The 12,329-nt window shown below is 67.5% G+C and carries 13 protein-coding genes and 1 pseudogene; 12 read left to right on the top strand and 2 right to left on the bottom strand.

The features are described 5' to 3' along the window. The first annotated feature begins 8 nt into the window (after positions 1-8). From AC3A6G_RS13275 to AC3A6G_RS13220, 12 genes and pseudogenes are all read left to right on the top strand, one after another. Positions 9-719 (top strand): response regulator transcription factor, encoded by a 711-nt coding sequence (locus tag AC3A6G_RS13275; protein WP_487873851.1) that lies wholly within the window; start codon positions 9-11, stop codon positions 717-719. Between the two features lie 11 nt (positions 720-730). Beyond that, positions 731-2,488, top strand: coding sequence for an ATP-binding response regulator (locus AC3A6G_RS13270; protein ID WP_487873850.1), 1,758 nt, complete (start codon positions 731-733; stop codon positions 2,486-2,488). A gap of 82 nt (positions 2,489-2,570) precedes the next feature. Next, the gene (locus AC3A6G_RS13265; RefSeq protein ID WP_487873849.1) at positions 2,571-3,563 is read left to right on the top strand and encodes a hypothetical protein; all 993 of its coding nucleotides are present in this window, start codon (positions 2,571-2,573) and stop codon (positions 3,561-3,563) included. 82 nt (positions 3,564-3,645) lie between these two features. Then, a pseudogene (locus AC3A6G_RS13260) lies at positions 3,646-3,765 on the top strand (peptidoglycan-binding protein); the annotation flags it as partial. A 144-nt stretch (positions 3,766-3,909) separates the two neighbouring features. Beyond that, on the top strand, positions 3,910-4,203 hold the full coding sequence (locus AC3A6G_RS13255) for a DUF1330 domain-containing protein (protein WP_487873848.1): 294 nt from the start codon (positions 3,910-3,912) through the stop codon (positions 4,201-4,203). Beyond that, positions 4,110-4,601, top strand: a complete 492-nt coding sequence (locus AC3A6G_RS13250; RefSeq protein ID WP_487873847.1) for a RidA family protein — start codon at positions 4,110-4,112, stop codon at positions 4,599-4,601. The genes AC3A6G_RS13255 and AC3A6G_RS13250 overlap by 94 nt, the downstream gene beginning before the upstream one ends. Beyond that, on the top strand, positions 4,598-5,971 hold the full coding sequence (locus AC3A6G_RS13245; protein WP_487873846.1) for a (Fe-S)-binding protein: 1,374 nt from the start codon (positions 4,598-4,600) through the stop codon (positions 5,969-5,971). The genes AC3A6G_RS13250 and AC3A6G_RS13245 overlap by 4 nt, the downstream gene beginning before the upstream one ends. Next, positions 5,968-6,936 carry a tripartite tricarboxylate transporter substrate binding protein gene (locus AC3A6G_RS13240; RefSeq protein ID WP_487873845.1) on the top strand — a complete coding sequence of 323 codons (969 nt, stop codon included), beginning with the start codon at positions 5,968-5,970 and terminating at the stop codon, positions 6,934-6,936. Before AC3A6G_RS13245 ends, AC3A6G_RS13240 begins: the two co-directional genes overlap by 4 nt. Before the next feature lie 7 nt (positions 6,937-6,943). Beyond that, a complete protein-coding gene (locus tag AC3A6G_RS13235; RefSeq protein ID WP_487873844.1) occupies positions 6,944-7,720 on the top strand; it encodes a ferredoxin--NADP reductase in 777 nt (258 codons plus the stop codon). After that, positions 7,717-8,043: a ferredoxin FdxA gene (fdxA, locus tag AC3A6G_RS13230; RefSeq protein WP_487860456.1), complete on the top strand. Its 327-nt coding sequence runs from the start codon at positions 7,717-7,719 to the stop codon at positions 8,041-8,043. Before AC3A6G_RS13235 ends, fdxA begins: the two co-directional genes overlap by 4 nt. Positions 8,044-8,052: 9 nt before the next feature. Next, positions 8,053-8,715 carry a Crp/Fnr family transcriptional regulator gene (locus AC3A6G_RS13225; protein ID WP_487860457.1) on the top strand — a complete coding sequence of 221 codons (663 nt, stop codon included), beginning with the start codon at positions 8,053-8,055 and terminating at the stop codon, positions 8,713-8,715. Positions 8,716-8,755: 40 nt separating this feature from the next. Then, a complete protein-coding gene (locus tag AC3A6G_RS13220) occupies positions 8,756-9,739 on the top strand; it encodes a fumarylacetoacetate hydrolase family protein (protein WP_487873843.1) in 984 nt (327 codons plus the stop codon). A gap of 20 nt (positions 9,740-9,759) precedes the next feature. Here AC3A6G_RS13220 and AC3A6G_RS13215 read toward each other — a convergent pair whose 3' ends face one another. Further along, complete coding sequence (locus AC3A6G_RS13215) at positions 9,760-11,619, bottom strand: ATP-binding response regulator (protein WP_487873842.1); 1,860 nt, start codon at positions 11,617-11,619, stop codon at positions 9,760-9,762. After that, positions 11,616-12,224, bottom strand: coding sequence for a response regulator transcription factor (locus tag AC3A6G_RS13210; RefSeq protein WP_487860460.1), 609 nt, complete (start codon positions 12,222-12,224; stop codon positions 11,616-11,618). The genes AC3A6G_RS13215 and AC3A6G_RS13210 overlap by 4 nt, the downstream gene beginning before the upstream one ends. Between the last annotated feature and the right edge of the window lie 105 nt (positions 12,225-12,329).

Below are 12,329 nucleotides of genomic sequence, written 5' to 3'. Positions count from 1 at the left end.
GTTTAGCAATGCGACCCGAAACGACCCTGTCTTCCCTTGCGGCCCCGCACGCCGACACCTTTCCACCGCTGGCACGACCGCGCGCGATCCTGGTCGTCGACGACCACGATCTGGTTCGCCTGGGCGTGCGTGCGCTGGTGCAGTCGCAGGCCGCCGATCCGGCGTCGGCCACCGAGGTCTTGGAGGCCGACACCCTGGCCAACGCGCTGTCCCTCTATGCGGCTGCGGAGGACGCGATCGGGCTCGTGCTGCTCGACCTCGCCTTGCCCGACACGCAAGGCCTCGAGGGCCTCATCGCGTTTCGCACGCGCTTTCCCTCGGCTCGCATCGTCGTGCTCTCCGGTACCGTCGACACGACGCAGTCGCGCGGCGCGCTGGACCACGGCGCGGTCGCCTTCCTGCCCAAATCGGCCGACCTCAACGAGGTCGTGAGCTTCATCCGCGCCTGCGGCCTGCTCGACGTGCAGAGCGCCGCCATCGGGCTGGCGGCGGCAGCGGGGCCGGTGTCGCCCACGCCGCCGGCCGAACGGACCGAGGCCCTGGAGCAACTCTCGCCGCGGCAGCTCGAGGTGCTGCAATGGCTGCTCGAAGGCAAGGCCAACCGCGAGATCGCGCAGCTCGCCCATCTGAGCGAAGGCACGGTGAAGAACCATGTCTCGACCTTGCTGCTGCTGTTCGGCGTGCGTTCGCGGGCGCAGCTGATCAGCCAGCTGCGCTGAGGCCGCGGCCCGTGGGCAAGCCTCTCCCCGCCCGCAGTGCGGGCAACGCCGGCGACGACGCGCTCGATCAGCGCGTACTGCGCGAGCACGTCGCTTCGGTCTACTACATCTACAACGCCACGCTGATTTCCAGGGTCGTGTTCATCCTGGTGCTCGGCGGCTTCCTGTACCTGCAGCTGCGCGATCCCGCGGTGATCGCCTTCGTCGGCCTGCACCTCGCGCTGTACGGCTACCTGGCGCTCGCACCGCGCTGGACGCCGGCGGCGCCGGCCGCCGACAGCCCGCAATGGGTGCGGCGCATCACGGTCGCGGTCACGCTCATGGGCCTGGCCGACGCCATGGCACCCTGGCTCTTCGTGCCCGCAGGGAACATCGCCGTGACCGCGGTGCTAATGGTGGTGATGCTCGGCAACTGCGCGCGCGCGGTGCAGTCGCTGCGCCCGCTCACGGTCGCCATGTACGGCCACACGCTGCCGATGCTGGTCGGGCTCATCGCTGCACTGATCGTGCACGGCGGCGGGGTGCACTGGTTCCTTGCCGCCTTCGCCACGATCAACCTCGCGCTGATGCTGCGTGTCGGTGTGCGGGAGCACCGGCAGCTGACCGACGCGCTGCTGCTGCGCTTCGAGAACGAGGCACTGGCCGCGCGCCTGAGCGAACAGGTCGCGGCCACCGAGCGCGCGAGCGCCGAGAAGACGCGCTTTCTCACCACCGCCAGCCACGACCTGCGCCAGCCGCTGCACGCCGTCGCTCTGTTCGGCGCCGCCCTCGAGAGTGCGCTCCAGAACCGGCCCGAGGGGCGCAACGCCGAGCGCCTGATGCGCGCGGTCAACGCGCTGGGCAAGTCGCTCGACACCATGCTCGACGTGTCGCGCCTCGACGCCGGCGTGGTCACGCCCGCATTCCAGCCCGTGCAGATCGATGCATTGCTGCTGTCGCTCAACCATGTGTTCTCGGCGCAGGCCGAGCAGAAGAACCTGCAGTTGCGCTTGCGCGCCAGCGGCCTCTGGGTGCACAGCGATCCGCAACTGCTGGCGCGCATGCTGTCGAACCTGATCGACAACGCCATCAAGTACACCCAGCGCGGTGGCGTCGCGGTAACGGCGCGCGCGTTCGGCCGCACGGTGCGCATCGACGTGCTGGACACCGGCGCGGGCATCGCACCCGACCAGCGCGACCGGATCTTCGAGGAGTTCTACCAGGTCGGCAACACGGGCCGGGATCGTGCGCGCGGCCTGGGCATCGGCCTGTCGATCGTGCAGCGCCTGTCGCGCCTGCTCGGTCATCCGGTCGAACTGCATTCGCGGCCAGGGCGCGGCAGCCGATTCCGCATCTCGCTGCCGCTGGCCGAAGCCCGCGCCCGTGTCGCGCTGGCCGCGCGTCCGGCCGGTCGCCTGCCCCGGCGCGTGCTGCTGATCGACGACGAGGCCGACATCCGCGAAGCCATGACCGTGCTGCTGCGCGCGTGGTCCATCGAGGTGATGGCGGTCTGCGACGAACAGGCCGCCGTGGACGCACTCAGCCGCGCCCAGGTGCCTTCGCAGCAGGTCGACTTGTTGATCTGCGACTACCGCCTTCCCGAAGGCGTCAACGGGCTCGACGTCGGCCTTCGCCTGCACCGGCGCTTCGGCATCGAACGGCCCCTGCTGCTCATCACCGGCGAGACCGCGCCAGAGCCCTTGCGGCATGCGCGCGAAGCGGGCGTCCCGATGCTGTTCAAACCGGTCAACGTCGCGGCGCTGCGGCGCGCGCTCACCGCCGAAACATGACTTTCGGCACTGTCAAATCCAGCGCGCACCGCTTAACTTTCGGGCCCGCCCGGCAAGGGCATTTCTCTCCTGAAAGTTCTCCATGAAAAGCAGTCTGTGGATCGCGGCGACCGCCGTCGTTTTGAGCGCATGCGGTGGCGGCGGTGGTGGTGGCAACGGCATCGGACTGATGCCTGTCCCGGCCCCAGCCCCTGCGCCGGCGCCAGCCCCCGCACCGGCCCCCGCGCCAGCACCGGCGCCCGCTCCGGCCACGCAAACCATCAGCTACCAGGCCCTGCCGGCCAGCCCGTCTTTCCTCTCGCAGCTGAGCGCCGAAGGTGCCAACGGCTGGAACTACGTCAGCGGCATCATCTACACCACCGGCACGACGACCTACGACCTCTCCGTGTTGTTCGCCAAGAGCCACACCACGACCTACAGCTTCGAACTTCCGCCCAACGCGGGCACGGCCGCCGAACTGCAGCAGCAGCTCGACGCGCAGGGGGCGCGCGGCTTCAGCTATGCCGGCCCCGACACGCGGGGCGCCATCTACCGCAAGGACAACGGCAGCAGCTCGACCTACAGCTACCGCGTGCTGCCGGAGCCGGCCGGCAACACCATCGCCGGACTGCTGGCGCAAGACAAGGCGCAGGGCGCAGAGGGCTACTACCACCTCGGCAGCTCGCTGATCGTCGGCAGCGAAACGGTGCGCATCTTCCAGAAAGACTCGCAGAGCACCGCTAGGTACGACGTCGAAGTGCTGCCCAGCGCCACGACCGATGCCGAATTCATGGCACAACTCGAAGCCCAGGGCGCGCGCGGCTTCCGCTTCAAGAGCGACTACATCTTCGGCAGCGAAGGCATGCGCGCCCTCTATGAAAAGGACACGACGCAATCCGCCACCTTCAGCTACGCCGCATTGACGAGCGCGGCGAACGCGAACGATCTGGTCGCGCAGGCCAACGCCCAGGGGGCGAACGGCGCGGTGCTGATCGGCGACCTGGGTCTGCCGAGCGGCGAGATCAAGACGCTCTATGTCACGCCGTCCGCCTGCAGCGGGCTGCTGTGCGGCGTGCGCAGCGCTTTCGGGTTCTGAGCTGCGCATTGCTTCGCGACATCCTGCGCACCTGAAGCGCTTCACGCGAACCGCCAGCGGTGCTGGCGGGCCTGGCGATGCTCGCGCGAACTGCATCGTGGTGGTCGAGCGCGGCGCCGCCTGCATGAACGCGATAACGCGCGAGCGGGCGCTGATGCAGTCCGGTGAGATGCGCCAGGGTCCATCTTCAGGTCATCTCCAAGGTAGTCAAAGAAGCCGAAGCACGGAGACGCTATGGCGGAGTCAACCATTGCTGCCAAGGGCGCTGAGCTGTTAAGAACTTAACCAGCCTTGAAGGCTCGCGTCGACACACTTGGGACACCTCAACTCGAAACAGGGTGTTCTCGTGGCCGTATACGTTGTTGCGCAACTGAAGTTCAAGGATCGGCCGGCCTACGACCGCTACCAATCAGCCTTCGGCAGTGTCTTTCGAGCGTTCGCAGGCCAGGTCCTCGCCGCCGACGAAAGTCCGAAGGTGGAGGAGGGGGACTGGACGGGCGACAAGGTCGTGGTCCTTTCGTTCCCCGATGAACCGGCCTATCGCGCATGGGCGGAATCGCCGGCGTATCAAGCGATCGCGCGCGACCGCCGAACGGGCGCCGACTGCGTGGTTCTGCTGCTGAGGGGCGTTCGCACATGAGCCGGCGTGTCGTACAGGTGGGCAAACCTTGGGAGAGCGCTGTTCGGTTCTCCCTGGGCGTCGTGCATTCGGGACAGACCTTGCATACGGCGGGCGTGACGGCGCGCGATGCCGACGGGCAGGTCGTGGGGGAGGGCGACATCCGGGAACAGACCGCGCAGTGCTTTCGCAACCTCGGCGACATCCTCGATGCGGCAGGCGCGCGCTGGGAAGACGTGGTCAAGTACACGCTCTACACGACCGACATCGAGCGCTTCCACAACGAGACACTCGAGCTCAGAGCACCGTACTTCGCAGGCAGGCCGGCCGCCACGCTGCTGGAGGTGTCGCGGTTGATCGACCCGCGCATGCTGGTCGAGATAGAGGCGGTGGTGCATCTGCCGCAGCAGGCACCATGAGCGAGGCGCAAGTCGATGCGGGCGCGTTCCTGCGCCGCGAGACCGATGACCTGCTGTCGGCGTGCACGGGCTGCGCCCGGTGCGTCGAGGTGTGCCCGGTGGTGCCGCATGGTGCCGCATCAGGCGCTGATCCGCGCCAGGTGATCGGCGGTGTCCTGGACCTGTTGCGCGAAGGGCAGGCCCCGGAGGCGGCCTCGGCGGACTGGTTGCACGGCTGCAACGGATGCGGCGACTGTGTTCCCGCATGTCCTGAAGGCGTCAATCCCCGCCGCCTGCTGATGCTGGCCAGCATGCACGACGCCGCAAGGGAAAGCCGGACGCCGCAGCTGTTCAGGCGCATGGCACGCTCCATCAAGCTGATGATCGCCATGCAGCTGCTGCCCCCCGACTACGCACGCCTGTTCAAGCCGGTGCGTCCCCGCAAGTCGCAGATGGTCTTCTACACCGGCTGCAACGCGCTGCGCACGCCCAATCTGCTGTTCAACACCATGGCGGTCCTGGACGCCCTGGAGGTGGACTACGAAGTGGCCGGCGGTCCCTCGTCCTGCTGCGGCGTCATCGCCTCCAAATGGCAGGGCGAAGTGCAGGTGGGGGGACGTGTCACGGCGCACACGCTCAGCCGTTTCGGCGCATTCGAACCGGAAAAGGTTCTGAACTGGTGTCCGACCTGCGACCTTCATCTGAACGAAACCCTGCACGGCTTTGCGCCGCGCACGTACGACTTCGATCACGTGACGTCCTACTTCGTGTCGCGCGCCGACCGGCTGAAGGCGCTCTTCGTGCACCGGATACCGCGACGCGTGGTGCTGCATGCCCATCATGGCGTGCCCGAGGTCGGCCGCAACGTCGAGGCATTGTTGCGCGCGATCCCGGGGCTGGAGGTGGTCGAGACGGTGCTGGAGTCGTCCTACACCTGTGGCGGTTCCGGCTGCTCCAAGACGCCGACGCTGCAGGCAGAGGAGCACCAGTACCTCGTGGACCGCGTGAGGTTCCACAAGGCCGACGCGCTGGTCACGCTCTATCACGGCTGCCACATGGCCTTCATCGGCCTGGAGCGCACCGAAGCCTTCGAGGTGGTGAACTTCACCGAGCTTCTCGCCCAGGCATTGGGGCAGGCGCCGCACCCGGACCGGTTGAAGGCGTTGCGACACCTGGAGGACTGGAAAGCCATCGTGGAGGCATCGCAGCCATTGCTGCAGAAGAACGGGCTGTCCGTCGACAGCGAATGGCTGGAGCGCCACGGCGCGGAAATCTTTGCGGTCTCCGAATTCAAGGGCGGACTGGACTGCCTGGCCCACGAGGCGCCGCAGGGCGACCCGGAAAGCGCCGTCCATGCGCCCCATCCCGCGACAACCGAAGGTACCCCATGAAGAACTCGATCCGACTCATGCTCGCACTGGCCGCCACGGCCTGTGCCGTATTGCCCTTGCGCGCGCAGGAGACGTTCCCGTCCCGACCGGTGCGCATCGTGGTGCCGTTCACCGCTGGCGGGCCGACCGACGTTCTCGCCCGCATGCTGGGCGAACGCTTGTCCGAGAAGTGGAAGCAGCCCGTGGTGGTGGAGAACCGCGCTGGCGGAGGCTCCACCATCGGCACCAACCTGGTCGCCAAGGCGCCCCCGGACGGACACACCATCGGCATGGTGGTCATGGCCCATGTGGTGAATCCGGCCATCCGAAGCGACTTGCCCTACGACACGCTGGGGGACCTGGCCGGCCTGAGCCAGATCACCACCTCGGCATGCGTTCTGGTCGCCCATCCGTCGCTGCCGGCCAACAGCGTGGGCGAGCTGATCGCGCTTTCCAGGACCCGGCCCGACTCCCTGAGCTACGCCACGCCAGGCGCCGGTACGCTGAACCACATGTCCGGCGCATTGCTGAACGCGATGGCCGGCACCGACCTGCTGCATGTGCCGTATGGCGGCAGCGCGGCCGCGCATGCCGACGTGCTCAGCGGGCGGGTTCCCCTGATGTTCGATGTCTGGGCGCCTGTGAAGGAGTACGTCCGCGCGGGCAGGCTCAAGGTGCTTGGCATCACGCTGAAGGAGCGGATGGCCAGCGACCCCGCGTACCCTGCGATTGCAGAGACGGTGCCGGGCTTCGAAGTGGTGTCCGCTTTCGGCATGGTCACCTCGAGCAAGGTGCCGCGGCCGCTGATCGACAAGCTCGGTGCGGACATCGCGGCGGTCGTGAAAGAGCCGGCTTTCGCGGCGAGGGTGCGGGATTTCGGGATGGAGCCGGTGGGCAGCAGCCCTCAGGAATACGACCGGTTCATCCGCTCGGAGGTCTCTCGTTGGTCCCGGGTGGTACGGGAAAGCAACATCAAGGTTCAGTGAGCTCCGCATGACCGCAATCACCACTCAGCGCGTCACGTCCGTGCGCCACTGGAACGACACCCTGTTCAGCTTCACCACCACGCGTGCACCCGGACTGCGATTTCGCAATGGCCATTTCGTCATGGTGGGGCTGCCGGTAGCGGGAAGGCCGCTGATGCGCGCCTACAGCATCGCCAGTCCGAACCACGCGGAGGAGCTTGAGTTCCTCAGCATCAAGGTGCGCGATGGCGCGCTGACTTCGCGGCTGCAGCACCTGAACGCGGGCGACGAGGTGCTGGTGGGGAGCAAGGCGGTGGGCACGCTGGTGCTCGACGACCTGCGACCGGGCCGCAACGTCTACCTGCTGGCCACCGGCACGGGTCTTGCCCCGTTCATGAGCCTCGTGCGCGACCCCGAGATATACGAGCGGTTCGAGCGCGTGGTTCTGGTGCACGGCGTGCGGTACGTGAGCGAACTGGCGTACGCAGAAGAGCTGCAGTCGCGCCTGCCTGGCGACGAGTACCTGGGCGAGCATGTTTCACGCGGCCTCGTGTACTACCCGACCTGCACCCGAGAGCCATTCAAGGTGACGGGCCGCATACCGGCGCTGATTCGCAGCGGACAACTGTGCCGGGACCTGGGGCTGCCCCCGCTGTCGCCCGAGCGCGATCGGGTGATGGTGTGCGGAAACCCGCCTGCTTTGGCAGAAATCCGCGCCGAGCTGGACGCCCGTGGGTTCGAAGCGTCGCCCTGCACCGGCGAGATGGGCGACTACGTCTTCGAGCGGGCATTCGTCGACAAATGAGCTACGTCGTCACCGAGGCCTGCATCCGGTGCAAGTACACCGATTGCGTCGCGATCTGCCCCGTGGATGCGTTCCGTGAAGGGCGCAGCATGCTGGTCATCGATCCGGCGGTCTGCATCGACTGCGGCGTGTGTGAGCCCGAATGCCCTGCCGGGGCCATCGCGTTCGACATGGATGCCGCGCCACGCTGGCGCGATCTGAACCGGCGGCTCGCGGCCGAGTGGCCGGTGATCACGAGCCCCAGGCCTGCGCCACCGGACGCCGAGCGCTTCCGGGACGAAGCCGACAAGTTCGATCGGTATTTCGACGGGGCTGCGGCATAGTGAGCGGCAATGGAACAACAGCGGATCGACCCCAAGTGGAACCAGGCGCTGCACGGTCTGAGCCATGCAGAGGCGGAGGCCGTGCACGGCCTCATGCGTGCGCGCTCCTATGCGCCTCGCTCACTGATCTTCAGCCAGGGCGAACCCAGCGATACGCTGGTGGTGGTACGCAACGGGCGTGTGCGCCTGTTCATCACCTCGCCCGAGGGGGACGAGTTCACGTTCAGCATGCTCACGGGCGGCAGCATCCTCGGGTTGGCCGCAGCCGTGCTGCAGCGCCCCCGCATTCTGTCGGTGGAGGCGGCCGGGCCTGTGGATGTGTCCATTCTGTCCACCTTCGACTTTGCGGCCTGCCTGGAACGGATTCCCCGCTTCTCGCACAACATCACCCGCCTGCTGGCCCTGCTGGCGGTGGAGAACATCGAGCGCAGCGCGCCGCTGGTGCTCGATTCAGCCTCGCAACGGCTCGGGCGCATTCTCGTGGCCTTGGCCACCCGCACGCCGGGGGGCAAGCAGGCCGTGCACGATCTCACTCACGATGACCTCGGAAAGATGATCGGCGCGAGTCGGACCTGGGTGAGCCTGACGCTCGCGGACTTCGAACGCCGCGGTCTTGTGAACCGCCAGCCAGGTTGCATCGCGATCCTGGACCCGGCCGGATTGACGCGCTGAGCGCGCCCGAGGCGCTTGCACAACCCATGGAGGCAACTGAATGAAATTCGCGACCTACCGCGACGGCTCGCGCGACGGGCAATTGGTGCTGGTAACCAAACGGCTGGACAGGGCCGTGTTCGTCGCAGACATTGCACAGACGCTGCAAGGGGCGCTGGACCGCTGGATGGCGGTCGAACAGGATCTGAAGCTGCGGGCCTCACAGCTGGAAGCCGGACGACTGGCGGGGGCATTCCCGTTCCAGGCATCCATGTGCATGGCGCCGCTGCCGCGCGCCTACCAATGGGCAGACGGCTCAGCCTATCTGCATCACGTCGAATTGGTACGCAAGGCCCGGGGTGCGGCCATGCCGCCCGAACTCTACAGCGACCCCCTCATGTACCAAGGGGCCAGCGACGGCTTTCTCGGACCCAACGAGGACATGGCGTTCGACAGCGCTTCATGGGGCATCGACTTCGAAGCCGAATTGGCGCTGGTGCTGGGAGACCTGCGCGCGGGCGCAACGACCGAAGAGGCATCCAGCGCGGCGCGACTTGCGGTCCTCGTCAACGACGTCTCGTTGCGCGAGCTGATCCCCGCCGAACTGGCAAAAGGTTTCGGCTTCGTTCGCAGCAAGCCGGCATCGGCGTTCGCGCCCGTGGCGGTCACGCTCGATGAATTCAGCACCGCGTGGGATGGGCAGCGCCTGCACCTGAATCTGGCTGTCTGGCGCAACGAGGAACAGGTGGGGAGTCTCCGCAGCGGCGACGATATGCATTTTTCGTTCGCTGAACTCGCCGCGCACCTTTGTTGCACGCGCACCGTCTGCGCCGGCACATTGCTGGGCGCCGGGACCGTCTCCAACCGCCGAGCCGACGCGGGATATGGCTGCATCGCGGAGCAGCGGATGCGCGAGGTGCTGGAGGGAGGAGAGCCTGTCACTCCCTATCTGCGGGATGGCGAGACCGTGCGGATCGAAGCCTTCGACGCAAGCGGCCATACCGTTTTCGGCGCGATTCAGCAAAGGGTCGCAGCACCCCGATAAGGGGTGGTGCCAGAGAACGGTCAACGCTGCCGAAGTTGGCCGCTGTCGCGCGTCTGGGCATAGCCGAGGAAAGCTCGCAACTGGGGAGGTCGCACCGGCTTGATGATCACGGGCAGAGCTGCCGCGCGCGCCGTCATCAAAGTGACGCTGGCGACGTCGCCAGTGATGATCACCGCGGGCAGCCCGGGGTCCTCGAGTGCTGTGCGCAGGGCTTCGATGGCATCGATGCCACTCGCCTGCAGGCCAAGCCGCAGATCCACCACCAGTGCGTTCGGACGAAAGCCTGTTTCCAGCAAGCCCAGCGCGCCCGCCATGTCGCTCGCAGCGCGGACCTCGGTGCCCCAGGAAGCCAGCAGCCCTTGCAGCGCCTGCCGCGAACTCTGGTCGTCATCGACCACCAGCACGCGCGCCGCCAACGCAGTGCTCGATGATGCGGCGAGCCGCTCGGCATCGTCCGGCCGGCCGCCTTCGGCGACGTCGGCCATCGGCACCTGCACTTCGAAGACGCTGCCTTGCCCCTGCAGGGACCGCACGGTCACCCCCAGGCCGAGCAGTTCGCTCAAGCGCTTGACGGTCGCGAGGCCGAGGCCGTAGCCCAGGCGGCGGTCGCGCGCGGGGTTATCGATTTGATAGAACTCGTCGAAGATGTGCGGCAGGTGCTCGGGCGCGATGCCGATCCCTGTGTCCTCGATGGCCAGGCGCAACCGGCCGTTGCCACCGGAATGGCTCCCGATGATCCGCACCGTGCCGCTGCGCGTGTAGCGGATGGCGTTCGCCAGCAGGTTGGTGATCACGCGCGTGAGCAGGGCGGGGTCGCTGCGGACCATGGCGGTTTCGATGGCCATCTCGAACTTCAGCCCCTTGGCTGCGGCCACCGCCTGGTGGGGCCGACAGCAATTGCGCAGCAGGTCGTCGATGGCGAATAGCGCCCATTGCGGGCTGATCGACTCGGCATCGGCCCGCGTGATGTTCAGCAGGTCGTCCACCACCTCGGTCATGCCGTCGGCACAGGCCACGAGCTGCTCCGAAAGCGCTTGCACCTGGGGCTGCGTGCTGACGGTGTGCAGGGTCTGCGCGAGCAGTGCCATCGCGTTGAGCGGCTGGCGAAGGTCGTGGTTGGCCGAGGCGAAAAAGCGCATGCGCGCCGCAACGGCTTCTTCGGCGGTCTGGCAGGCCGAGCGGCTGCGCTCGTTTTCGGCGCTCAGCGCAATCACCAGTTCCGCATTGCGCCGGCGCTGCGCCTGGATCTCGTGCAACGCGCGAGACAGCTCCCTGGAACTCAGCAGGGTGTAGACGCCGATCAGCGTCACGATCAGCGCCATGGCCAGGTGGTAGTTGCCGCCAAACCAGATGTCGCGCAGCACCAGGGGGCCGAGGATGAGGCCGACGTAGACGATGGCCGACCGTTCCATCGTCGAGAGCCGGATTGCCCCGCCGAGCGAGACGGTGACCATCGCGATGTGAAGGATGGCCTCGGCCTGCGGCGGTCCGTCTTTTTGCAGCAGGACGCACAGGACACCCCATGACAAGGCCAGGCTCTGGCTGCTGGCCATGATGGGTAGCGCCATTGCCGCGAGGTTGGATCGAAGGCCGGGCCGCAGCACCCAGGCCACCCAGATGCCGGCCCGCACGGCCACGAGAAAGCAGTAGACGGCGAACCACGCCTGCACGCGCGCGCCGTCCGCGCCTGTCGCGTATTCGCGGTAGCAAAGGTAGCCGCCGAGCGCGGCCAGCATCCACACCCAGGGCGTGGTGCGGATCATCTGCTCGACCTGCTGGAGCTGGAGATCCGAGAAGCGCAGGCGCGCGGCGATGACGCCGCGCACACCGGGCACGTTCGGCGCTTTCAGCGGGGCTGCCGCTGGAGCCGAAGGTTTCATCGCGGCTCCAGCAGCAGCCCCGCGCGCCGCGCCTGGACCAGAAGGTGGGTGCGATTGCGCGCATCCATCGTGTCGAGCAGTGCCGTGATGTGGAGCTTGACCGTGCGCTCCGCGATCGCCAGTTCGGCGGCGATCTGCTTGTTCTGGCGGCCTTGCGCCACCAGCAGCAGCACTTCGAGCTGGCGCGGAGTGAGGCTCGCGACCGGCAGGCCGGTGCGCGAGGGCAGCACATCGAAAGACTCGCCACCGGCAGCCACCTCGTCCAGCGCCGCCGCGATCTGCGCCACCGACCGCGATTTGCCGATGAAGCCGGCTGCGCCCGCGGCGCGTGCGCGTGCGGCAAGTGCCGGCTCCTCGTCGCCCGAGATCATCAGGCGCGACACGAGGGGATGCCGAGCGCCGAAAAGGCGCAAGCCTTCGAGCCCGTCCTCGCCGCCCAGGCGGTAGTCGATCAGCACGATGTCGGGGGCGCATTGCGAGGCACGCTCCACACCCTCGCCCAGCGAGAGCGCGGTCTGGACCTCGAAGTCGGGACGGGCGTGCGTCAGCGCATGCGCAAAGCCGACACCGAACAGCGGGTGATCGTCGACAAGCAGGAGTTTCATGGGTGCCGTGATTTCGGGTGCGGGCCCGGCCCGCACCCTCTCCTCATAGGGCGCCATTGTTGTCCACACCGACGGGTCGGCGCAGCACCGGCCTGCGCGAAGCCT

The organism is Variovorax sp. Soil_C_26 (assembly GCF_057657075.1).
The sequence above is the reverse complement of the archived record's forward strand: the minus strand, read 5'-3'. Positions and strand labels throughout refer to the sequence as shown.